This window comes from Robertmurraya beringensis, from assembly GCF_042433785.1.
Lineage (GTDB): Bacteria > Bacillota > Bacilli > Bacillales > Cytobacillaceae > Robertmurraya_A > Robertmurraya_A beringensis.
Genome location: NZ_JBHLUU010000028.1, coordinates 23,664 through 48,655, shown reverse-complemented (window position 1 = coordinate 48,655; position 24,992 = coordinate 23,664). Strand labels below are relative to the sequence as shown.

General features: G+C 36.2%; 17 protein-coding genes and 1 riboswitch. Of the genes, 14 read left to right on the top strand and 3 right to left on the bottom strand.

Features of this window, described 5'->3' with window-relative positions; genetic code table 11:
* The first annotated feature begins 29 nt into the window (after nucleotides 1-29).
* From ACFFHF_RS10005 to ACFFHF_RS09970, 8 genes are all read left to right on the top strand, one after another.
* A complete protein-coding gene (locus ACFFHF_RS10005) occupies nucleotides 30-1,757 on the top strand; it encodes a zinc-ribbon domain-containing protein (RefSeq protein WP_377058002.1) in 1,728 nt (575 codons plus the stop codon).
* Between the two features lie 196 nt (nucleotides 1,758-1,953).
* A complete protein-coding gene (locus ACFFHF_RS10000) occupies nucleotides 1,954-4,998 on the top strand; it encodes a recombinase family protein (protein WP_377058000.1) in 3,045 nt (1,014 codons plus the stop codon).
* Nucleotides 4,999-5,212: 214 nt separating this feature from the next.
* A complete protein-coding gene (locus tag ACFFHF_RS09995; RefSeq protein ID WP_377057999.1) occupies nucleotides 5,213-5,893 on the top strand; it encodes a hypothetical protein in 681 nt (226 codons plus the stop codon).
* 126 nt (nucleotides 5,894-6,019) lie between these two features.
* A complete protein-coding gene (locus tag ACFFHF_RS09990) occupies nucleotides 6,020-7,105 on the top strand; it encodes a hypothetical protein (protein WP_377057998.1) in 1,086 nt (361 codons plus the stop codon).
* Between the two features lie 36 nt (nucleotides 7,106-7,141).
* Complete coding sequence (locus tag ACFFHF_RS09985) at nucleotides 7,142-8,197, top strand: hypothetical protein (protein WP_377058049.1); 1,056 nt, start codon at nucleotides 7,142-7,144, stop codon at nucleotides 8,195-8,197.
* 333 nt (nucleotides 8,198-8,530) lie between these two features.
* Nucleotides 8,531-9,973 carry a recombinase family protein gene (locus ACFFHF_RS09980; RefSeq protein WP_377057997.1) on the top strand — a complete coding sequence of 481 codons (1,443 nt, stop codon included), beginning with the start codon at nucleotides 8,531-8,533 and terminating at the stop codon, nucleotides 9,971-9,973.
* A gap of 143 nt (nucleotides 9,974-10,116) precedes the next feature.
* Nucleotides 10,117-11,262 carry an HNH endonuclease gene (locus tag ACFFHF_RS09975; RefSeq protein WP_377057996.1) on the top strand — a complete coding sequence of 382 codons (1,146 nt, stop codon included), beginning with the start codon at nucleotides 10,117-10,119 and terminating at the stop codon, nucleotides 11,260-11,262.
* Nucleotides 11,263-11,898: 636 nt separating this feature from the next.
* Nucleotides 11,899-12,909 (top strand): GGDEF domain-containing protein, encoded by a 1,011-nt coding sequence (locus ACFFHF_RS09970; protein ID WP_377057995.1) that lies wholly within the window; start codon nucleotides 11,899-11,901, stop codon nucleotides 12,907-12,909.
* 265 nt (nucleotides 12,910-13,174) lie between these two features.
* Here ACFFHF_RS09970 and ACFFHF_RS09965 read toward each other — a convergent pair whose 3' ends face one another.
* Both ACFFHF_RS09965 and ACFFHF_RS09960 read right to left on the bottom strand, forming a co-directional pair.
* Complete coding sequence (locus ACFFHF_RS09965) at nucleotides 13,175-13,699, bottom strand: competence protein ComK (RefSeq protein ID WP_377057994.1); 525 nt, start codon at nucleotides 13,697-13,699, stop codon at nucleotides 13,175-13,177.
* Nucleotides 13,700-14,062: 363 nt separating this feature from the next.
* On the bottom strand, nucleotides 14,063-14,530 hold the full coding sequence (locus tag ACFFHF_RS09960; protein WP_377057993.1) for a sigma-70 family RNA polymerase sigma factor: 468 nt from the start codon (nucleotides 14,528-14,530) through the stop codon (nucleotides 14,063-14,065).
* A gap of 304 nt (nucleotides 14,531-14,834) precedes the next feature.
* Nucleotides 14,835-14,921: riboswitch (cyclic di-GMP riboswitch) on the top strand.
* A gap of 67 nt (nucleotides 14,922-14,988) precedes the next feature.
* Between ACFFHF_RS09960 and ACFFHF_RS09955 the strand changes: the two genes are divergently transcribed.
* From ACFFHF_RS09955 to ACFFHF_RS09940, 4 genes are all read left to right on the top strand, one after another.
* Nucleotides 14,989-15,564 carry a hypothetical protein gene (locus tag ACFFHF_RS09955; RefSeq protein WP_377057992.1) on the top strand — a complete coding sequence of 192 codons (576 nt, stop codon included), beginning with the start codon at nucleotides 14,989-14,991 and terminating at the stop codon, nucleotides 15,562-15,564.
* Nucleotides 15,565-15,569: 5 nt separating this feature from the next.
* Entirely contained in the window at nucleotides 15,570-17,507 is a 1,938-nt protein-coding gene (locus ACFFHF_RS09950) for an SH3 domain-containing protein (protein WP_377057990.1), read from the top strand.
* Between the two features lie 124 nt (nucleotides 17,508-17,631).
* Nucleotides 17,632-20,091 carry a hypothetical protein gene (locus ACFFHF_RS09945; RefSeq protein ID WP_377057988.1) on the top strand — a complete coding sequence of 820 codons (2,460 nt, stop codon included), beginning with the start codon at nucleotides 17,632-17,634 and terminating at the stop codon, nucleotides 20,089-20,091.
* Nucleotides 20,048-20,365 (top strand): hypothetical protein, encoded by a 318-nt coding sequence (locus tag ACFFHF_RS09940; protein ID WP_377057986.1) that lies wholly within the window; start codon nucleotides 20,048-20,050, stop codon nucleotides 20,363-20,365. Before ACFFHF_RS09945 ends, ACFFHF_RS09940 begins: the two co-directional genes overlap by 44 nt.
* Before the next feature lie 144 nt (nucleotides 20,366-20,509).
* On the opposite strand, the gene ACFFHF_RS09935 is transcribed toward ACFFHF_RS09940, so the two are convergent.
* Entirely contained in the window at nucleotides 20,510-21,460 is a 951-nt protein-coding gene (locus ACFFHF_RS09935; RefSeq protein WP_377057985.1) for a DUF3298 and DUF4163 domain-containing protein, read from the bottom strand.
* A gap of 207 nt (nucleotides 21,461-21,667) precedes the next feature.
* Between ACFFHF_RS09935 and ACFFHF_RS09930 the strand changes: the two genes are divergently transcribed.
* On the top strand, nucleotides 21,668-22,507 hold the full coding sequence (locus ACFFHF_RS09930; RefSeq protein WP_377057984.1) for a hypothetical protein: 840 nt from the start codon (nucleotides 21,668-21,670) through the stop codon (nucleotides 22,505-22,507).
* Between the two features lie 169 nt (nucleotides 22,508-22,676).
* A complete protein-coding gene (locus tag ACFFHF_RS09925; protein ID WP_377057983.1) occupies nucleotides 22,677-24,899 on the top strand; it encodes a hypothetical protein in 2,223 nt (740 codons plus the stop codon).
* Nucleotides 24,900-24,992: the final 93 nt, after the last annotated feature.

Here is a 24,992-nt window from a genome sequence, read left to right as displayed (position 1 = left end):
AAATAAAGTTATTGGTTAGGAGTTCCAAAATGCCTAAAAAATTTATCCCTCTTTCACAAAAGAATCCAAAGTTAGCTTCAGAATGGCATCCCTCAAAGAACGGCTCTATCACACCTGATGATGTTGCTGCTGGTACTAATAATTTTGCATGGTGGGTTTGTGAGAAAGGGCATGAATGGGAAGCTAGAATAAATTCAAGGAATCGAGGAACCGGGTGCCCTATATGTTTTGGTAGATTACAAGAACCATTAACCAAGACACACCCTAAACTGGCTTCAGAATGGCACCCTGACAAGAACGGGTCTTTAAAGCCAGATGATGTAACAGCAGGCTCTTCTAGAAAGGTTTATTGGATGTGCTCTAAATGTAGTTATACATGGTCATCTACTATCTCAAATAGAAAATATGGAAACGGTTGTCCGAAGTGTGCAGGTAAAGTTGTAACAGAGGAAAATTCATTAGCAACTATGAATCCCAAGGTTCTTGAAGAGTGGCATCCAACAAAAAATGGGGAATTGAAACCTGATAAGATACATGCTTATTCAGATAAAAAAGTTTGGTGGGTTTGTAAAGAGTGTAATCATGAATGGCAAACTGCACCTAACCATCGGACTAGTCAAAAAACAGCTTGTCCAAAATGTAAAGAAAAGTATAATGTATCTTTTGAAGAGTTAGCATTTGGTTATTTTTATAAAAGAGTATTTAAAGAGGTTAAATTAAATCACGTTATAGAAGTGGAAGACAAAAGTTTCAAAGTTGATATATATGTACCAAAGTACAAAATAATATTGGAATACGATAGTGAGTTTCATCATCGGGACAGACTTTCAATTGATACCGAAAAAAGCAGGCAGCTTATTAAGTTCTGTAATTTTCTTGTTAGAATGCGTGAACAAGGATTATCTGAAGTTCCGCTGCAAGGTGTTACTAATATTTCGTTTTCAAATAAAAATAGAAATCAGCTCAAGGAAGCAATCATGGCTTCTTTGCAATACATAACCGAAAATGTAAATATTTCTGCAGAAGAAAAACATAGAATAGAAGCTTTAAAAGATATCCATATTGAAGAACAAAGATTTGAAATCCTTAGTCAAGTACCTCCTATAGAACAGAGAAATAATATAAAAGAAAATAGTAGTTTGTTAACAAAGGAATTCGATCTAGAAAGGAACTTTCCGTTTGGACCAGAACACTTTACTTACGGTTCTAGTTTCAAACTATGGTGGACTTGTGATAAGGGACATAGTTGGGAGTCAGCACCTTCTACTCGAAAAAAGGGACATGGTTGTCCGGTCTGTGATGGACAAATAGCTACAATTGAAACATCGCTAGGTACAGTGAAAAAAGAGCTAGCAAAAGAATGGGATTATGATAAGAATGAAAACCTTACTCCCTTTGATATTCTCCCCAACTCTAATAAGAAATTCTGGTGGAAATGCTCCAAGGGACATTCTTATGAGGCAGCTCCGAATCATCGGAATAGGGGGGAAGGCTGTCCATACTGTGTAGGAAAAAAGGTTGGGAAAGATAATTGTTTAGCGACGGTTAATCCTAAGCTTGCTGCTCAATGGCATCCAACCAAAAATGGAGCTCTTACACCTTATGATATTACAGCTGGTTCTAGTAAGAAGGTTTGGTGGATTTGTGATAAAGGGCATGAATGGCCGGCTTCTGTTTATAGTAGAAAGGGTAGTAAAACGAACAAACCAAGAGGTTGTAAAGAATGCTATGAACTAGGGCGACAAAAGAAAAAGTAAAAAAATGATCAATCAGGCTCATCTCCAGGCATGGAGGTGGGCCATTTTTTTTGCGTTTTATGGGGTGAAATTCGCAATAAAAATGAACTGAGGAATTTGAAAGAAAGATGAGTGAGATTAACCGTCTATTATATAGAAGAAACTCGGATATTTTAATCTATATTTTGCGTATTTTTATCCATCCAGCTCCACGGCGTTGATTCTAACAAAGAGCATCTCACGTTTTTCTAGGAATTCAAAAGACTTGCTTGAAATAGTGGATCAGCTCAAAGAGTTGGGCATAGCAATATATTTTGAACGCGAGAAAATAAACACCTTGGAATTGAAGAATAAATTCTTTCTGACAGCCTTAGCAGCAATTGCTCAAGAAGAAAGTAGGACCATTTCAGAAATTACAAAGTGGGGATTTGAGAAAAGATTTGAAAAAGGAATTCCTCTATTTCAGCCACAGTTTGGATACACCCTTCATAAAAATACAAACGGCTCGGTGTTAACGATAAATGAAAGAGAAGCTGTTATTGTTAGTGAAATCTATGAACTTTTTAATAGCGGTATATCTAAACGGCAAATCGCTCGATTATTGATTGAACGAGGAATAAAGACGGCAAGAGGAAGTGATATATGGACGGATACAAAAGTCCATCGGATCCTTACTAATCACAATTACACTGGAGACAAGTTAACCCGTGAAACAGTCAGTGATTTTATACACGATGTTTATAGGAAAAATAATGGAATGGAGAAACAATATTTAATTGAAAATAGCCATCCCGCCATTATCAGCAGAGAAACTTTCCAACAGGCTCAATCCATATTGGAAAAAAGAAAGGTCAAAAACAAGCCGCAAACTAAAAAGAAAAAGACGAAAGAAAAAGCAATGTCAAAAAGGGTTATTTGTGGGCTTTGCAATAATATCTATCATAAACATACAACCGCCAAATGGGCTTGTAGAAAGAAAATAGCAAGCGAAATTTTATGCCCGTCTGAAGATATGGCTGAAACAAAGCTACTAGAGATGATGCTTGCAGCTTTTCAAGAACGGTATGACTTTACTGATTCAAAGGTTATAAAAATGATGTTTCACGATATTAAACATATGAATAAAAATGATCACTTTGAATATCAACGACTTCTATTCTTCTTAGAGTTAGAAATGGCAAAAGAATATCAATTCAATGAATCAATTAATCTGCCGATCCGAAAAAGAGAAGAGATAGAGGAAGAACTTCAGGTGTTTGAGGAGTGGGCTACGAAGATAGAAGCAGATCGGAATTACCGCAATCAGGCCATTCAATGGATGGAGAATGTCACGAGTGTGGAACAGTTTTTAAATGAAGTAACGATTGACTATATGCGTGCCTGGATTATAAGCATCAAGATATTTTCTCAGGATGCCTACATTATTCGCTGGCTAGATCAGGAGGAAACGCAGATAGGAAATTGCGTTGTTCCTCCGATGCCTCAAGAAATTAAGGGAGAACATGATGAACAATCCACTCCTTCAAAGACTCCTGAAGTTCCCGAACAAACAGATAAGGGGGCATCTACATTGAACGAACAAGTTATTGAAAAGGATCCTTTGCGATTTTATCAAAACGTAAAAAAGGAGATAGAGTTTTACCCCGTAAAACATTTAGAAAAACAGAAACCGAATCAACCCAAAATCAGGACTGCCGCTTATGCAAGAATTAGTACGGAGATAGCTCATCAGTTGGGAAGCTTGGAAACACAAATTGCCTACTACACCTATCATATTTTAAAGGATTCCAACCAGAGTCTAGTCAAAGTGTACGCTGATAAAGGTGTATCTGGCACGAATACAGAACATAGAAAGGAATTCCAACGGCTTATTGATGATTGTAAAAAGGGGAAAATAGACCGCATTATTACAAAGTCGATTTCAAGATTTGGTAGAAATACCGTTGACGTTCTTGAGACGGTTAGAATGCTAAAAGCACTAAAGCCACCAGTGGAAGTGGTCTTTCAAAAGGAGGACATACGAACCCTTGATGAAGATGGCGAAGTGATGCTTACGATTTATAGTGGACTGGCTCAAGAGGAAAGCAGAAACTTAGCAGAAAGCGTTGCTTGGGGAAAACGTAGATTGGCTGAGCGAGGGAAGTTCAATACCAAATACGAACGCTACGGATATGAGTACGATGAAGATGGGAACTGGCTAATCCATCCAAAACAAGGGGATGTTATACGCCGAATTTACAAGGAGTTTTTGACTGGCAAAAGCACTAATCAAATTGCAAAGGAATTATCTGAAGATGGTATTGTAACAGCCAGAGGAAAAAACAAGTGGCACCATCGCAGCATTGATTGCATGATCACTAATCCAATTTATGTAGGTGATTTAGTATTTCAGCGGTTTTACGTAGAGGACACCTTAACCGGAAAAAATCTAAAAAATAATGGAGAGCTTCCGCAATATATAACTCAAAATCACCACCCAGCGATTGTGAGCCGGGAGGATTGGGAAGCGGCTCAGCTTATCATGAATAATCGAAGTAATAAAAAAGGAAAATCAATGAAGCCTCATACACGACAGGAGTTTTTCAATACTTTTACTTGTTCCGAGTGTGGTGCTCCTATAATTCATATAAGATGCTCGAGCGATGGCTCTCATTATTGGCGGTGCAGAACGGCAGAGAAAAAGTACACGGAAGTAACCTGTGATGTCCGTGGGTTTAGGGAAGAGTCGATTGAACATAGGTTCATGGCATTATTGCAGGAAATGAAAATGACAGAAGGCTATAAGGATAAAATAAAACAAGCATTTAGAAATACTGTTCCTGATAAAAACGAACGAAATAGGATAGAACAGGTCAAGGATGATATGCAGCAACTTTACCAACAGCTTTATGATGAAGTGGATGAAGGAGAGCGGCATGGGGGCGACCCAAACAAAATAAAAGCAATAACAGATCAAATTGTGGAACTACAAACTCAAGTCTATGACTTTGAAGATAGAGAACAACAGTGCCTTGAGGCAGAAAAAGACCTTGATTGGCTTCTTGAAGAATTGAAAGGAATTCAGGATTTTAAACCTGAAAAAGAGAGGATTGTATTCCGGGCAGATATTTTCAGCAGAATTGTTGAGAAAGGGACGGTGTATCCTGACGGCCGAATCGTTTATGATTTAAAGTTTGGGATGCAAATCACGGTTGACCAAAATGATATTATGGCTTGGCGATTGAGGAAGAAGGGCAAGCCTCGTAAACGGAAGAAAAAGTAAATAGAGAGAATAAAATAACCACTGAGTTAGCGTATTGTATTTTAATACGGCTACTTGGTGGTTTTTTTATTTGATAGAAGTCATTAATTTCGATAATAGCTTTATAGGGCATCGTTTTATTAGCGAGTAAGTCAGATTCATAATGTGGTAAAATTATCAAAAAAGAGGTGTTTTTATAATGGTGATCTTACCGCCTCAATTAGAAGGCATTTATTTGTTGAATGAGGATTTGAAACACTTAGAAAAACTTTCTTATGAGGAAACTGAGGATTCAATTAATAATATTGAACCCTGGTCTAATTGGAGAAATATTTTCGAATATGTATCTATTGTAGAGTATGCAAAAATGGAGATAAGTAAATTGCCTAAAGGGCTTCAAATTGGATCAAATGATGTTGTCCCTGCTAGGTATCATTCTACAAGCATGATATTTTACTCACAGGCGGTTCTTGATTTAGTTGCACTCTGGCTAGCTGATTATTTGTCCTTAAAAAAGGACATTCCAAAAAGCTTTCATTATCAGAAGTTTCAAGAAGCTATTCAAATAAAGCATTACCCATTTAGCTATTTTTACGAAAAACATGGGGAATTTATTTATGATCTTAAAAACTATCGGTATGAGTGGATTCATAGAATTGCTGGTGGAGCCAATATATACGCAGATAAAAATCCAGGAGAAGTGGATGCAAACATTTCAATTTGCGTACCAATGGAACCAAAATTAAGTAATGGTAAAGATAATGTTAGCCGAATCCAGGAACTAATAGCAGAAAAAGGATCTTGGTTATATTCAATTGATGAATTCTCAGAAAAAATTTCATCTGATTTACGAGAGATTATTTATGATTGTATTGGTATCATAATAGAACACGAAAAAAATGGTCCACCTAAATAACAGCATTATAATACCAAATTTACTAGTTTTATAGTTGTGTATTAATGAGCTCTGTTTTACTAATCCTGCTGCAGAAATAGTTAATATTGAAGCAAAAATTAGCCTATAGGAACGGAGGTTATCAAAATGAGTTGGGTCATAGAAATAAAAAATAGAAATTTGGAAATCCTTAATCAATTAACAGAAAAACAAAAAGAAGAAATATTAAGAGATTCCGACAAGCTTAATTCTCTATTGAAAGAAGTAAATTTTGTAGAAGAAATTAATGATACCTATAAAGAATATTTAGAACAGCTGGATGATAAAAATGTGTCTTCTAAAAAATTAGTAAGATGTATAAATAACTATTTAAGTGCTTATAAAAGTTTTATTGATCGGTGGGAGACCTACCTTAAGAGGAATAAAAGTGAAAGTTTTGTTCAGTTTTTTAAAGAGTCATTATCTGCCATTTATGATGAATACTTTGAATACAGGTTTCTATATAATCTTAGGAATTATTCGCAGCATAATGGTTCTCCAGTATCCATAGTCAGTAAATCACTTACTAATGGTGTTAGGATAGTGCTAGAAAAAGAAAAATTCATTAATGATCATACTGGCATGCAGTCCAAATTTAAAAAAGAGTTAAAAAATATTTCATATAGCGATTTAGACGTTGATTATGCAATTAAAATAGTACATAAGCAAATGCTTGGATTACATAATAAGTTATGCAACAGACAACTGAATTCTCTAGATGATGAATATTTAATCGCTAGCGTAAATGTAATGAATTTTTATAGGGAGCATAGTAAGAATCAAGGCGAATTGGCGCTAACAGACTTAGATATCGAGGAAATTAGAAGAATGAGTGCGGAACCTGGACAAGTTTCGCTAAAATTATCAAAGATTCCCAGTTTACTAGCCAAGACAATAATAGGCGGTGCTTTTATTAAATTTAAATTCAAAGGGCGTAATATGGGATCATCACGTGGGTTTCCAATAGAGCATATACCTAAAACTGCTTTGGAAATCCCAATATTTCAGACTGGAAGAGAATATGTAAAAAGTAGAGGTATAACATGGGTAAGGATTCTGGAGTCAACTGGACTAGAATATAGAGATGGTTATGATAGGTATTTTGCTGTATATTTTCCGCAAGGACTATCAGTGAAGGAGTATGAAGTGAAGGCCGAAATGTTCAATGATGAAATAAATCAATTATTTAAATAGTAATCTGTACTATTTTCAAAGGGAGAAGTTGCTGTGATGTATTGTATTTACTTAAAGGGCGGAGAACCAAATTATACGTTTAATTCACAGGAACATATTTTTCCGGCAGGACTGGGAGGTATTCAAAAACTCCCAGAAGGATATGTAAGTGATCAATGTAATAATGCTTTTTCTGCATTAGAGTTAAATTTTATGCGCAATTCTTTAATAGCACTTCCTAGACAATTTGTTGGCCCTGGTAAAAGAGGGAAACTATCACCAAAAAAAGCAACTAAATCAAATGTTTCACTTATGAGTGGTAGGGAAGGTCAAACGTCATTAAGTTTTGGATATCTAAGTCTAGGGAAACCATACAACATTCCACAGATAATAGTAAATATAAATGGGAAGTATAATTTCACTTCGGACCGTTCGTTTGGAGAACCTTCTGAGCAGTTCATTAACTTTATTAATCAATTAAAGAAGTTTGAAGATAAATATATTCTTCATGAAGATGAGTCGTTTTATAATGATGAATTTGTACTTGGTTATCATGAAGGAAAGTGGCATTTAGGATTAAGCAATGTTGAACTTGCAAAAAAGCTAATGGAATTTGTTCATAAAATGGTTGACCAAACACCAGAACAAAAAAGTGAACCAGGATATGGTACGTTTCAAGCTACAGTTCATCAAAGTTTACAATTTGATCCGGATAGTTATTTCAGAACTTGTAGTAAAATTATTTTTAACTACCTTGCATATGAAAAAGGACAAAACTTTGTATTAGATAGTTGCTTTGATCCGATACGTCATTGGATTGTAAATGGCGGTGAAAATCATTTTGCCACACTATTAGAACAAGTTAATAATAAGGGAATATTGAATGCAATTCCATTTCCTGATGAAGCACATAAGCTGGTTATCATTAGAAGTGGGAATCAGCTATTAGGGTATATAAGCTTTTATGGCTCTCACTTTGAAACTATCGTTCGTTTGACTACTAATTTCAATAATTCGTTATCTTTTAATGAAACTGAGGGGTATATTTGTGACTGGAAAAACCGGGATGAATTTAGACTTATAACTTATCTTAATTCTCTTAATTCAGATTAAAAAAGCACCATTGTTTTAAATTATATAGAAGAAACTCGCTTATTTAGCTCATTACCTTAAAGCGGTGGTGGGCTTTTTTGTTCGCCTTCATTTATAAATACATCTAACACGCATACTATCTATTCTTACAAAAACATCATTATATGAAGATAAAAAAGGTGAATTAGATACAATATATAGTGTTTTTGGTTAGATATAACTCTATATTTAGTTTTCTTATCTAACTAGTATCATGGGGTATATTTTGAAAAAGAGAACCTATGGACAAACGACCCTCAGTCCGATCTCATCCTATCCATTTTCGGAGGCATTGCACAAGAAGAGAGTGTTAATTTGGGTGGCAGCATTTCATGGGGGATAAGAACCCAAGCTAAAAGAGGTGTGATTCATCGAAAGCAAACGAATTATGGCTACAAGGCAGATAAACATTTTCAATGGCATATCGTTGAAGAAGAGGCTCAAGTGATTCGACGTATTTACAAAGATGTTCGAGAAGGAAAAACAGTTTACCAGATTTCGCAGGATTTGAGCAAAGAAGATATTAAATCACCGACAGGGAAGGATAATTGGAATAAAACCACTGTTGATAGAATTTTGAGAAGCGAAAAATACCGTGGCGATTATCTTTTCCAACAATATGTAACCGTGAATACTGCAGATAAGCGGCCTATTCTAAATCAGGGGGAAGCGCCTCAATATTATATCGAAGAACACCACGAAGCGATTATTAACCCGAAGGAATGGGAAGAAGTACAAGAGATTTTAAATGAACGGGCGAGAGTAGCCATGGAAAAAAGTGCACCGCATGAAGATGTAGGTGAACATAAAATTGAGACATTAACCAATAAAATGTATTGCGGGGAATGTGGACAGGCATTAGTTCATTCGAGAACTCAAGTCAAGAATTCCGAAAGTTACTATCATAATCACTATTGGACATGCCGTCATTTTAATCGACCCCATCAATATGTGAATGATCCATGTGATACAAGGTATTTTCGTCAAAGATATATTGAACAGCATTTTATTCATTTGTTAGAAGCAATAAGTACATCCCCCACGTTCTATCAAGATGCCCTCGATGCCATTTCACAAGTTGAACTAACTGATGAAGACCTAGATGCAGAGAAAAAAATACAAAATGAACTGCATGAATTAAACCAAGTCTTATATGATGCGGTGAGTGAAGGCCTAAAAGAGCAGGGGCAGGATTCCAGGAAGGTCGACCGCATTACTGAAGAGTTGTGTGGAATGTATAACCAGCTAAAGGTTTATAGCAATCGAAGAGAAAATGCCATACAGTACAGAAAGAATTTAAAGCAATTTATGAAAAACTTGAAACTACACATGATCGAACAACCAACAACATTTTCTGAAGATCTGTATAAAGAATTTATAGAGAAGGCAACCGTGTATAAAAGCGGAAAAATCATTTATCATTTTAACTTCGGGTTCGCGTGGACGACTGATGAAAGGTATGATTCATTCCTTGAGCAAATGGCAGTAGAGAGAAAGGAAAAGTCCAGAAAGCGACATGAAGCTTTACGAAATAGGCCGGAGATTGCAGAGTTGCTGAAGTATTGTGAAGAACCACGTGTAATGAAGGAAATGTTGGCATTTATAAATGAAAGGATGTTTATTTCAAAACCTCATTTAATGGATGTGGTTATCAACCCTCTACTGGAAGCAGGAAGAATGGAAAAGTTCAAAGCAAAGCGGGACGATTATCACTTGGAACAAAACCATTATCGAATGAAGAAGGACGAGGAACTTTAAGTAGCATTTTTATAGAAGAATACGATTTACTAAGCTCATCTCCATTTTGGGGGTGGGCCATTTTTGCTTTATTCTAATAGTTTAATAGACTATATTTCTTGTACTTAAATTAAAATGGTAAAATATAACGGGTGGTGATTATTATGAAAAACAATTATGAAATACAAGGTGATCAAACGATTGTTTTTATTAATAGACCGGATGGAGAAATACTAGAAGTTATCATTGATACAGAGGATTTAGAAAAGGTAAAAAGCTTTCCTAATACATGGGGAGCAACGAAGGTACGAGGAGATAGATGGCAAATCAAGGGTACATATCGTGAAAATAAAGTTAAGAAAAATATTCCGTTGAGCCGCTTTATTTTAGATGTGACTGATAGTTCTCCAGCAAGATTTATAAATGGTGACCAGTTAGATCATAGGAAGAGCAATTTAACTGTTGGATATCAAGAGATTCAAATCAAAAAAGGAAACGAATATGAGGTTAACGGTGATAAAGCTTATCTAATGTTAAAAAGACGTGATGGCTCTACATTAACTACACAAATTGATGCAGAGGATCTCCAAAGAGTATTAGACAAAGGAACTTGGTTTGCGGAGTGGCATACTGACTTCGAAAATTATCTAGTTCATAATGTTAGTTATTATTATGTTGATGGTAAGAAGCACCGGAAGAAAATCACGTTACATTCCTTTATCATGGGAGTGGATAACAAGGAACCAATTAGGCATGCGGATAAAGACACTTTGAATAATTGTAAATCAAACTTGAAGGTCTACAGTAAAGAAATGATTAATGACTATGAAAAGGTAGAAGATAATGTGGTTGCGATTATTCTAAGGGATAAGCATGGCAAAGAAAAAGCTAGGACATTGATTGATAGAGAAGACCTGGAACGGGTAAAAGCAAATGGATATACATGGTTCTATTTCAAAGGGAATGGGGATCCTTATGCAGTGGCCAATACTTCAGAGGGACGCATTTATCTACACAGGTTTATAATGAACACTCCTGAGGGGATGGTTACAGACCATCGAAATCACAATACGCTGGATAATAGAAAAGGGAACCTAGTGAACGCCACTAAAAGTGAAAATCAGCAAAATAGGCAAGGAGCAAGAAAAGGAAGTAAAAGTGGCATCAGAGGAGTCTCTTGGGATGAAACCAATCAGGATTGGATTGTGAATGTAAAAGGTACATATTACGGAAGGTTCAAAGATATTGAAGAAGCAAAGAAATTAGCAGAGGATAAGATCAAAGAGCAAATGCCATATCTCAATAATTAAAACCTAATTTATATAGAAGAAAAACGACCAATCAGGCTCATCTCCAAACAAGGAGGTGGGCCATTTTTTGCGTTTTATTTGGTGAAATTTTAAGTAAAAATGAACCGAGGATTTTGAAGAGAAGAGGAGTGAAAATAACCGCCTATTATATAGTAGAAATTCGGATATTTTAATCTATATTTTGCGTATTTTTATCCATACGTCCTCACGGCGAGTTTTGGGACTCTGATGGAATTGGTATGACGAACCTGAATGGGAAAGTGCAGCTGATATCTTGGTGGAGATCTGAAAAGCTGGCAAAAGGAATCTTTAATAACCGTAAAAGAAGTAGTTGTATGAGGAGAACCAAAATTCTGTACCAACGTCTAAGAAATTAATTAAATCGTTTCCTGCCAACAGAGATATTCTCAGAGAGTTTATATTCGACATAACGGCAGGGGGAAGATTGGTGAGGCGTGTACAGAGGGGAGAGGTGGCACACTGTCCCTATGACAACAAACAATTCCTTATCGTGATTGGGGTTCGGATCAAACGTGTGCCCATAGACTCACGTATGTTATAATTTTACAGAGAAATGGGGTTGGAAACTAGAAGGTATCTAACCCTACTACCACCCAAGAACAGGAATGACTATCTATGATTGGTAACGAATTAATCCATCGGCGCAATGTACATTTATTCATCTTAATGGGTTGTTTTTACTTGATACAAGTAATGATTAATGTCTTCATAGAAGGATTAGCAAGTGTGTTTCCACCGATTTTTTTATTTATCATTGTGGGTCTTCTTTTGTTAACGATGATTCTTAGGAAAGTAAATCCAAGAGCGACTATGTATGCCATGGTAAGTTGCACTTATGTCTATTTTTCTTTCCTTTTAACTGATTCTCCGTATCTGGTCAATTACTTATTCATGTGGTTGGGACTGCCTTTGAGTGCGATCTATCAAAACTATCGTGTGGTGTTACTAGCTTTTACTGTTTCGATGATTTTAAACTACTATTCTTTCTTTTACTTGCACCAGCAAATTTTCCCGAATGTCGTTAGGGGGGATTTTGTATATCTAGTCTTATTTGGTGTATTTGTTACAGCCTTTCTATTGACGTTTATTCATATGACTCTTCGGCTATGGCAAGATGTAAGAGAGACTAACGAAAAGCTTCAAGAACTTGCGTATCATGATCCTTTGACGGGGGCAGCAAATCGGATATTGCTTAAGAAAGATTTTGCTGAACGAAAAAACAGGAAGGTGGATTCCATCGGCCTATTATTCTTTGACATGAATGATTTTAAGTATATCAATGATACGTATGGTCACGATGTAGGTGATCAATTACTGGAGAAGGTTGTATCCAGGGTAAGCAGGGAGCTGCAGAATTCGGATATCCTCTGTCGGTTGGATGGAGATGAGTTTGTGATTTTATTATCTAATAGGGACAAAAATGAGTTAGATGGCCTATCTGCACAAATTCAATCTGTTTTAGAGGATCCGATGAACATTAACCTTCATATGATACAAGTATCTGCTAGTATAGGAACTGCCTATACAACTGAAGTATCCAACTCAGATCTAGAAGAAATGATTAAAGTTGCGGACGAAAATATGTACGATATGAAGAGAAGAGGGACAAGGGGACAGATCCTTTGACTCATTTCAGGAAATGATCACCACCTAAGTAAGGAGAGAGAGAAGTATGTTTTTTTCAAAGAAATGTTACTTCTGTAAACGAAAGACGAAGCAATATACAAAATATCTGGATTCTAAGAAGACAATCTATTGTTGTCCATCATGTAAGGAATATGCAGAAAGAAGGGCTTTTAAACGAGGTTAAACACAACGAAAGGCCAACCAAACAAGGATGATTGACCTTTAGGATAATTAGTTTTAAATTCAATCAAACGTTTGATTGAATTTATTTTTTGTTTTTCCTCGTAGGTTTTCTTTTACTCGGATCCAAAATCATAGAGATCGGGTTTTTGCCCATTTCTGTTGTTAAATTCCTGAGTTGCATGGCATTCTGAAGCTTTGTATTGAAGGAAGAAACTGAGCAATGGAGAATGAGCGTGATTCCGTTTGAAAATTCTATGTATGTTTTTTTCTTGTAACTAATGGTACGAACGATATGTACAGGATTAAACCAAATGGTATCTTCATTCTTGGCTGACTTGTCAGAGAATACGCAAATACTTTGAATCGGGTTGATCATGACAGGTGGCATATGGATCTCTCCTAGAATCCATTTAGCAGAAGCCATCGCGCCTTTAAGGTCATAGCCAATACATTTAATACTATCTTCTAGGATATGAAGGGGTGATCTATCAACGGTGAAAGTCTTATCGAGTTCTCTTACAAGGGTACATCGCTTTCCGTTTCGATCATAAAATCCCTGCATGTACAAAGTTTTTTGATTAATAATATAGCATTCTAATAACAACAAGTTACTTCAGCTCCTCGGCTCCAAATAATAAAACAGATCACAACGCCCCCCTTACGATTTTACCCTCCTTTTATCACTTAATGAGTACCCCTTTGGTTATCATTATAAGTAAAAAGAACTAGGTTTATATACTTATTGTAAGGATTTCTTCCAAGGCAGATTTGTGAATCAAGGGAACAAGTTCGTTAACCCATACGGTAGAAGGGTTTGGGAGCTGTTACTTGGTTTCGGTGAGTGTCCAACTTGTTGCCATGGTGATGATAGTCACAAGCAGGACAAGTGCTTGTCCCGCTTGTGGGGATGTAGAAGGTAGTTGGATACTGGATCTCAAAGCTTTAGGGGAGAAGATGGACCAGCTACCTGTTACCTGTTCCTAAGTCTCTTTCTCGCTTCGGACCGCCAAAGCTTCACGGCTGATTGGGAAACCTTTTCAATTGTAGCAATCTCTTTAATGGTTAAGCCGTAGATAACGGTATACATCAGCCATTTCTTTTCTTTATTTGTTAACTCCTCATAATTTAGATTCTCCCATTGCAACGGTAGCTGACAAGATAGGTCAGGGATTAATTCCCAACTATCGTCATCCACACTTACGTAATGTTCTTCATACTTATTTCTTTTCGTCATCTCCGTTTGGAGATAACCTTTTATATAGGAATACGCAAAGGAGGGGAAGGCCCCTCGTTCTTGATCATATCGTTCCGAAGCCTGCCAAAGAGCAATTAATCCTGTTTGAAAGAATTCTTCTCTGTTTTTATAGATTCCTAGTGTCAGAATGATTTTGTGAATCATAGGCTCATATTGTTTTGCAATTTCATTAAAGTTTTCCACAAGCTTTCCCTTTCAGGAAGCGCGCTACCAATTGTATTCCCGGGTAACACCACAATAAAGGATGGAAAGCTCGTCGTTCTAACTTCAAAATCTTGAGTTGATTAGCAAAATGCCTATTGAAATGTATGATTTGTGGAGGAAAATAAAGATAATTCTTTTGAAAAAGGGTGCAAATGTTGAAAACAGTGAGATTGAGAGGCAACATTTTTTTAGTTATTAGACTATAGTCCTGGGTGAAAAGTATCGAAAACTATTTACATTTTTTAAAAATTTACTTACTATTAAATGGTAAATAATTATAATAAATTGATAAAGGCAAACCTCATCGAAAGAGAGGGACGCAAAGCCGCGAATCTAAGGTCCAACGGGCTAGGATAGTCGGGTTACCACTGAATAGAAACGGTAGCTGACTGTCCTTATATTTGGATAGTCATTTTTATTATAAAGGAGTTGTTTTTATGGAAGCGCTTATTGGTGTTATGTACAAAAACGATTTGATAATTGGCAATGGTTTAGAGAAAATACATGAAAAACCTAATTTTTTTGGCGGACATGATTATGCTACTGGAAACGGTACGGTCATTGCTTCAACAAGACCAGACGCAGCTGGGGGAGAAATAGTTATGGATGGGAATGGTGAGACTATTGCGCACATAACTGAAAATGTAAGTAATGGAACGAAAATAGATCTAGGCGGCGGTGAAGTCATTAATGGACATGCTAATATTTTCGAAGGAGAAACTTTCACTAGCTTGGAAGGGGTAATAGGATTTACAAAAAATAATATTAGTGGAGGGGTAGACCTATATTCTGGTGGTGGGGAACTTCTCTTGAGTTCTTCCGTAGGGATTATGGGAAATCCTGAGTTTACTACCTCGATTCAGCCACCTCTACCTGATATCTCTTCACTTAATGTGTTTGAACCATTTGATAAAGTGGATGCGCTTAGTACTTTATTAGACAGCTCCGATGTTGCTGCCACCATGGATGCAGCTGATGCACTTGATTACTTAGATCTCTTTGATTGGTTGTAGAGAACATGTCCTATGCCATGAGGAACTTTCAAAACCCAACACAGCAAATTGAAGAAATAAAAACCAAACTGTATCGAACTTTACCAATTGGAGTCGCGGAAGAAATTGAAGCACTAGTGCAGATTCGAACCGATGAAAAATTTAATCGCATTTGGAATCTTGTTTCAAAAAGGTATAATCGGTTGAATGAACTCTATGAATCTTATTCAGACAAAGATAGTAAAGAGGAGCGAAATCAAAAAATCAAGCGGTTTTTTGAGTTAACGAAGCCTAGAGAAGTTGTAGATGAACTCAAATCGATTGTTGAATTTGAAGAAATGGAAACAGAATTCCGTAGGGTTTTAACTGACCTATCTAAAGGTGAGCATGGAGAATTATTTCAAAGATATCAGTTTGATAGACAGGTATTTGGCTACCTAAAATATGGTCTTCTTTCTGAGGTGAAAGAGGTCACAGCAAAGCTCGAATCCTTTACGGAACAAAATGCCAAGCATGTCCTATTGCTCCAAGAAATCATGGAATCCAAGAAAACGAAGGGCTTTGTAAAAGGGGGCTTTACGGCTCTTAGTATACTCGTAGGTGTTCCGTTCCTGGGGACAGCTGCAGGGAAGATTATGGGGGCTAACGATGAATCAAAAATATCGGATTCCCTACAAACAGTGTTTCAAAGCTGGGACGACTACACAGATCAGCTAAGGTCTTTTTTACAAGACCTTGAAGAGCGATATAAACATATATTAATGACACTATACGGAGGCACTTTTCTACGGGTGAATGAGCAGTTGAAACCATTTCAGTTGCAGATTGAAAGTGTAAATTTAGAAACAAATACATATATGTTAAGTGTAACTGAGAGGGAAGCTGAACGTGTGAGGGAGTGGGTAAAAGAGACCACTAAAGGACTCGATCAGCTGCTGAAGAATCGTTCTATAGATCAGTCAATAGATGTCTCCAATCGTTTTTACCATTATGTGAATGAACATCCAATTATGAGTCGAACTGTAGTTTCTGAAGATCAAAGTGTTTTGTACATAGCCCATCTATATAAATTTGCTGCACTGTCTCAAAAAGCCATAAAGATTGCGGACAGTAACGAAAGGGAAGGGCTCGAATTTATAACGGAGATATACAGGCAGTTGCCATTGATGGTGCATGACATAGATGTGGAACGTATTGGCGGAGTCACACCTACCAACCTTCTTATGAAGTATATGTACTTATGCATAAAACATCATGTAGATAAGCAGTACCTGCCAGTTGTGTTTGATTACTTGCTGAAGATCGGCAAACGTGAAGAAGAAGGTCGACTGTATCCAGGGGAAGCGAACTTAAAAATAATAGAGAGCTCAGTCATTTTTGCAACGATAGCATTATACGCTGAGGAGGTTCTAAAATTTGATAATCCGCTTTCTGAATTATTAGAAGGATTTATACCAGGATTCTGGCATTTGAGAAAAATGAAAATCCAGTATAGAGCATTATATGGGAAAGATGCGTTCTATAAGATTTTAATACAAGCGCAAATTGCCTCGGTTTTATTAAAAACCATTAGACCAATCGTCAGACCATTTGTTGTATATAAGATGAAAGCAGTTATGGTGTTATTGACCCTGGCCCTAACGGTAACAGGCTATATGAATAAAGATCAATTAGTCGAAAAGGTCACTGAAATAGGTTTGTTCCAGAATGATGAAGCGGTTGACCAAGCGAATACCAATGTGGCTGCCACACGATTCGCAGTAGTAATTGAAGGTCAAGCGAACCTTCGTCAAACACCGAGTCTATCATCCAGTATTCTTACAGTGCTAAAGCAAGGGGATAGATTAGAGTATCTGAATCAGGAACAAGCTGATAGTGAAGGACGAATTTGGTTTCAGGTAAGGACTGCAGATGGGTCTGTTGGGTGGATTAGTAGTAAGATTGTGAACTTGAGTAATAATTAAGATAGAAAAGGCCAGTCACCAAAAGTTCGTACATTAAGTGGATAATAATGTCTTTTGTATATCTATTTATACTCTTGTAACACTCCGAAAAACTAAGTTAACTGAATTGGCAAGGAGAATTAAAATGATAAATGCAAAAGTAAAACAAAAGCTAATGACGAATGAAAAGGTAATTTTAAAACAAGGAAGTGTTTTTCATTATAGCGGAATATCAACGTTAGGACCACATAGCCTATATGTTACGTCCATGGGTAGAATATTTGCTCATGATAAGGGTGGAATGTTCGGAAGCGAAGAAGTAATTGAGTACGATATTAATAAAAACAAAGTTAATATTAATATCGTAGAAAATCAAATGCGAATAAAAAATGCCAACAATTCTCAGCGTCTAAGATTTGAATTCCTGCTAGAAGTAGATGAATTTATAAAGTTTTCAAACTCTGTTCCATCGAGTAGTTTTGAGTTTGTAGAAGGAAAGACAGCTTTAATTAAGTTTGAAAATGAACATAACTCCACTACTAACAGAATAAATGCAACATCAGGTAACATTATTACTCTTATTAGTAGTTTAATGCAACCGAATGGTCTTTCGTCAGCTTACTTTCAGGCTACAATTGATATTAATGTGGAGGGAATTACTCTCACCAATGGAACAGGAACGAACACAACGATTCCATATAGTAGGATACGAACGATTGAAATCATAGATAAGTTAATTTTAAAAATTCAGGGGATATTCCATCATAATGGTGATGTTTTCAGTGAGTTTTATTTGTTCTATCCAATCAAAGACCGAATGAAGGATATACTCCTTCATTATAAAAATTCCGAGAAGCTCTATGATGTATTTCAAGACATAGAAACAATTCATGTAGGAAATATCTATGAACAAGAAAAAGAAATATCCGTAATCATTACACACACTCATTTTAATATTTATAATGAAAAACAAAAAAAGTTGCTCAACAGTTTCGAGAAAAACAGTATCTTAATCTATAAAAGAGATAGGATAATAGCAATTGGTAACCAAGAGAATATGCTCATTATCAAATTACAGGCAGATTATTCTGTTAAATATTTTAAATCTATGGGTGAATCAACATACTTTCTTGAGTGTATCCAGGTAAATGGAAGTATCAAAGGGAAAAAATATAAATCCACAAATTTTGTTGTGATCAGTAAGGGAAAGTTACTCCTTTTTAACAAACAAGAAGGATTTCAGATTCAAGAAGTAATTGACCTTCATGATTATTCTATTGTCATAGATAAAAACAAATTGATTTTATATAGCAACCAGATTGCTATGCTTGTATTTCCTAATGAAGTCTCAAATAAGGTGGAAGATGGGCTTAAAATGGGAGATACCATGAATATCTTGTTAGAAAATGAAATGCCGTATCATTTACGTATTGGGGAAAGATCGTTGTTTTTTCATTCTCGCTTGGATTATGAACCTGAGAAAGAATATCTCTATTCCTCGGTAAAACATATAAAAATGATAAATGTTGATGAAACTTCTAAGTTTTGTATGGCGGAGGTTTGTCTTTTATCTGGTGAAAAGATACTGGTTGACATGGATCAAAGCACATATAGTGGCATTGTCTATCATGTATATAAGGTTAATAAGAGTCTTTTGTTACCTTCCGTAAAAACCGAGCAAATGTTTTTAAGCTATTCGAGGTTGAATAATGATTTTATTTTATTTCAGGTATTCGCTCAGTTGATTGCTTTAAAAGAGGGGATAAAACAGATTCAGTATGAGGAAGATGATAGAGATATTAGAAACGAAAAACTTGTTAATTTCCTTTATCATGGTCTTCAATCTCAGAAAAAAAGGTTAGATGCTGTCATTGTTTATCTTCCTAAGCTTCTTGAACAAGAAGAACTAAGTACTTTATCAATGCTGCGATTAAGCAGGTTAAAAGAATTTAAGAGATTGCAGGATGCATTAATGTCAATAAGCGGGCAAATGTCTAGAACTATTGCTGAAATAGAAAGCTCTATTTCAGCGGTAACATATATCTTAATTGAAAAGCATGATTTTGATTCTTTAATTGAAAAACGTACCATGAGAGGTTATGGCATAGCAGGGGCGTTGGGGGTAGTGGGAGCCTTTTTTCCCCCGCTCCTTATCGGTGCTGCATTAACAGGAGCAAACAGCTATTTTTCAAAAAATGATCATCAAGAACAAGAGGAAATTAGAAAAATAAACGAAACAAACAGGTTGGATTTTTATGTTCAAAAAATGCTAGATAGGTTTGATCATTTTTTTGTAACTTGGTTTCCGTATTATATATCTGAAGTGAATGAAGCTGTATATGAATGTTATTCGCAGCTTTCATCAAGATACAGTGAGGTTTTAGAACTTCCCGTTGTCAAAGAAAAATTACTTCACAATATTAGTACCCTTTACACGTTTAAACAACTGCCTATTGATGATTCCGTTAATAAATTGAAGGATGAGTTAATAGAGGTTATTCATAACTACGTTTCAGTTGGTAATGAAAATATAAAAAACTTAAATTTGGAGGTGCATTACCATGTTTCAAAATATATTGAGACCACAAGATTGGGAGAAAAGTGATCCATTTCAAGAATTAAATAATAATAATTTTAAGCAACTAGACATAGCAGAGAATCCATTCTTCTCAACAAAGCAAAATGAAAATCCAATAAGTGTTGAAACCCATTTTGTCAGCCCACATTATGTGAATAGTTATTCAAAACAGGACGGAACCTTTGTTGAGGGTTACTGGCGAGATGGAGATGGTAATACAGATGTTGACTTAGATATCCAGGATGGGGGCGGATATATACAAACCAACCCGGATGATACACTAGCAAATAATCTAGGATAAGATTATTTATTTATTTTTAATCTAGCTTTTAATGTATGTCATATACTTTTAAAGTAAAACCTATGACCATTATAGCCAAATGCTTTTTTCATAGAGTAAACAATAAGTGCCAGATCCAATGATTTTGGATCTGGCACTTGATTATTATCTAAACACTTTATAAGGAATTTTTACTTCAGGCATACCTTCAGAATAAGGAGCAACCTCGTATTCTCCGAATTTAATAGCGATTCCATTGGATGTAAAATAGAAAGGTCGATCATTATTTATTTCAATCTCATTTAGATATTCAGTGAAGATTGATTCTCCACGATTTGCGCGATTGGTTAAATCTGTTATGGAATACTTCTTAATTTTACTAAGAGCCGTAGAAGTCTTGGCTACGTTTCCGAGGTACAGACGCTGTCCTGTTAGCACATCAAAGTTATAAGAAGTAACAATTGACATTCCATGAGCGCCGCCCATATACATATAATCGTAAATCAGAACGCTTAATTGATTGTTCTCGTTGTACTTGATTTCATAATAGACCTCGTAATCAAAACTATACATCCATTCTTCATCTTCCGGAACTGGATAACCGTATTCATCTAGATGGTCCTGACGGAATTCCTGCTCATCTGCTTCTAGTTGAGTATAAGAGTTAAAGGAAGATCGGATATGCTTTTTAAATGCTTCATTGATCTTATCCTGAGCCGTTTTACTCACTAGCCCAGTCACTTGAGGATAATCAAGTAATCCTTGGTATTTGTTATTGGTGACTTTAACTCCGAGTGCTTGCAGTTTTTCTTTAGATGGTGTTTGGTATTTGACTCGAGTATCTCTGTCAATATAATACCCTCCACCAAGACCCAATTTTCCAGGAAGGAACGTATAGATACGGTAAGTCTCTCCTGCATTTAATTTACGAGCAAATGTTTTATTATTCCCATCCCATTTGTATAGGTCTGTTTGCTTAAGCACGGTTAATCTTCCAATTTGCCCCTTCTTAAGCTCTACTCCATCCCACCATACAGCTGCAGAAGCATTTTGTGGAATAACTAATAGAAGAAGTAAAACGAATGAAAGTAGTGATCCAATAATCTTCTTGTTCATATGTACCTCCTAATATTTTGACAAATTGATAGTATCATTAAAAAATAGAAAATCTAGTAAATTTATACTATTAAAAAGTTGGTAAAATATTCATCATACTGGGGAAGATGGCATTAGATAGTACAAAAGCATTAACTGTAAATATTTACTTTTATGTGTAAATTATTCCAATTATAATAGTATTATATTTTGAAAGGAGTGGAAAGAATGAAAAAGGTTATAAGTATCATAGTAATATTGCTCGTCGCTACTGGTATATACAGTCCACCAACCAAAGCCGCCGAGTATGACTCCACTTTCTGTAAGCAATACGAAGGTGTGAAGAAGATTTGGTGGGATGGAATGGAATTAAAACCAGGTCAAATTGGTCGTTTAAATGTGGAGAAAGATACTCCATTATTTAAGCTAGATGGTGAGAAAAAAGTTTTCTCGAGAACATTGAAAGCAGGAGAGTTTTACCGAATATATGCCTTTAAACCGGGAATGCTTAGTGTAGGTGGTGGCTACTATGTAGATCGTGATTCTAAAGTTACATACCAAACACCTAGTAAGGCGAAGCTTCAAGCTGTTCAATGTATTAGCAATCCATATGGATCAAAGACCAACCCAACAAAAATCGGGGACACATGGAGAGTGAAATTTACTGACCCTCTATACGGTTATATGGATTTTTATATTACACTAACGGAGGCTATTACTGATAAGAACAAGACAGCAGAAATGATAAGAAATGCAAATATATTTAACGGTGAAGCACCTGCGGGTAAAAAGTTTATACTTGCAAAGTTTAAGTTTAAGCTAAATAAGTTCGAAGGGAAAATATCCAAAGCATGGAGTCCTAATCAAGCTTACTTAGAGGCTGTTAGTAAAAAAGGTGTGGTTTATGATCAGTATATAGGGGTTGTGCCACCAGAACCAAATTTACAAGATATCTACGAAGGTGGGACAACAGAGGGTTGGACGTATTTTATTGTAGATGAAAATGATGAGCCAACACTTATTTGGGACCGTGATTTTGAGGATGAGCTTTGGTTTAAGTTGAAATAAGGTTCCTGAAAAAGGATCTCTCAATTATAGAGGGATCCTTTTCTATTTGTAGATCTACCCCACTTTGTTAAAGGAGTTTTATACGGACACTCCTTTTTATTTTACTATTTTCTAATTTTTAACAATCGTTTATAATACTATAATACTAGTAAAAAAGGAGTAATAGACAGTGAAAAAAGGAATTATTTTAGTGTTAACAACATTACTACTTCTAGGCATTTATCAACCCGTAAGCGCAGCATCCGCTTGCGATGCCTATAAAGAGGTAACAAATATTTGGTGGGACGGGGTTGAACTCAAAAAAGGACAAATTGGAAGACTAAATGTTGTCAAGGATACCCCATTATTTAAATTAGATGGAGACAAGCGTACATATAGCAAGACCCTTAAAAAAGGAGAGTTTTATCGTATTTATGCCTTTAAGCCTGGTATGTTAAGTGTAGGTGGCGGATATTATGTGGATCGTGATGAAAAGGTTACCTATGAATCGCCAAGTAAGGCGAAGTTACAAGGAGCAGAGTGTGTGTATAACCGCTTTGAAAATCTTGGTTCACAAATTCAAAATACCATTGCCATTTCAGGGGCAACAGGATATGCCCCTGATGGGACAGCACTTATGTATGTCATGCTTCAGGGGCAACCAGCTAGTCTAGTGGTCATTGATATTCTTCAAAACAAAGTGTGGGATCAAAAGACCTTACCGAATGCCTCCAGTGCATGGGCTATGACAGTGGATGATAACCAAAACGTGTGGATTGGTGGAACCCCCGATGGCCACTTATATCAATATAAGCCAAATACAAAGTCTTTAAATAACATTGGAAAGGCCACATCAAAAGGAACATCGATTCATGACCTTGAGTCTGTGAAGTCAGGTGTGGTTTTTGGGAGTACATCTACAGACGGGAAAGTCTTTCGATACGAAGCAGGTAAAGGATTTACAGATCTAGGTCAGGTGTTGGAAGAAAAGACTCTTGCAAGAAGTCTTGCGTATAACGAACAAACGAATACCCTATTTGCTGGGGTAGGTGCCAAAGCACAATTGGTCGCTTGGAACCTGACGACGAATCAAAAGCAAAGTATTCTTCCGAAAAAATATCAAGGTGAAACCTCCGTGTATGATCTGGACGAAGAAAATGGCCTTTTGTTTGCTAAATTGGAGCCTAGTAAAAAAATCTTAGTGTTTGACAGTCAATCGTTAGAATTTAAGAAAGAGATATCTGCAAGCTCAAGAGGAGTATCGTCGGTAAGTCCAGAAGAAGACGTTGTTTATTACTCACATGGATATGCGCTTCAAAAGTATGATTTAAGTACTGGCGTGACCACTCAAATACCTGGAACACTAAAAGGAACCGAAGCAGTTTCACTCGATATCATTGACTTGAATAATAAGGCTTATCCAGGTTCTTCTGTAGTTGGGCTACTTGGAAACTCAGGTACCTTCTTACTGTATAATCCAGAGACAAGTAGCTTGCAAGTGAATAAATTAAATCTTCCGGCACAGTCTATTCCTATCTATAATGTGGAAAAAGGTCCAAACGGACAAATCATAAGCAATGGATTTGTATCGGGCCAAGTAAGTGCGTATGACCCGCTAACAAAAGCAACAAACCAGCTGGTGAAAGTAGGACAAGCTGAATCGATGGTGACTTTGAACGATAAACTGTATCTTGGGGTTTACCCAGGAGCGAATTTATATGAATTTAATCCTTCCAATACTGCTGCTAACTTACTTTTTGCAGTTGGTAATGGGCAAGATAGAATTGTTGCTATGGCAGCAGACAAAGCCACGAATACTTTGTTTATGGGGACTCATCCAAAAAATGGAGAAGTCGGTGGAGCACTTGGAATATACAATCCAGCAACAAAGAGCAATACCATCCGAAGAAATATTGTTTCCAACCAAAGTGTGGTTTCCTTGGCTACCAGCAATGGCTATGTATATGGAGGGACTTCCATCTTTAGTAATAGTAAGAGTGAAGGAACATTAACGGCTGTATTTTTTAGACTAAATACTAAAAGTCCGAATGGGAAAATTGAATCCATCTCTCTTCCTTTGACGAAGCCAAGAATGATTCATAGTTTAGTCGCAGCAAGTAATGGAGTCATCTGGGGTCTATCTGATGGAAACTTATTTGCTTACGATCCTAAAACAAAGAGTACAAAAACCATCAACATCACACCAACCACAAGCGGACGCTTTAAAAATGGAAATCTTGTCATAGGCAAAGATGGAATGATTTATGGAACCGTAGAAAATAAACTGTTCTTGGTGAATCCGAATACAATGAAAAAGACTATCTACCCAGGTGTTACTGCAACAGATATTACCATGGATGATAGTGGAGTGGTTTATTTTACAGAAGGTGCGAATCTTTGGAGGTTTAGATAGGGTATAAATGTCAGAGGCGACAACACATTTATTTGTGTAGTCGCTTCTTTATTGTGGCCTTGTGTAAAATAGTAGAATTTCACTCAAAGAAAA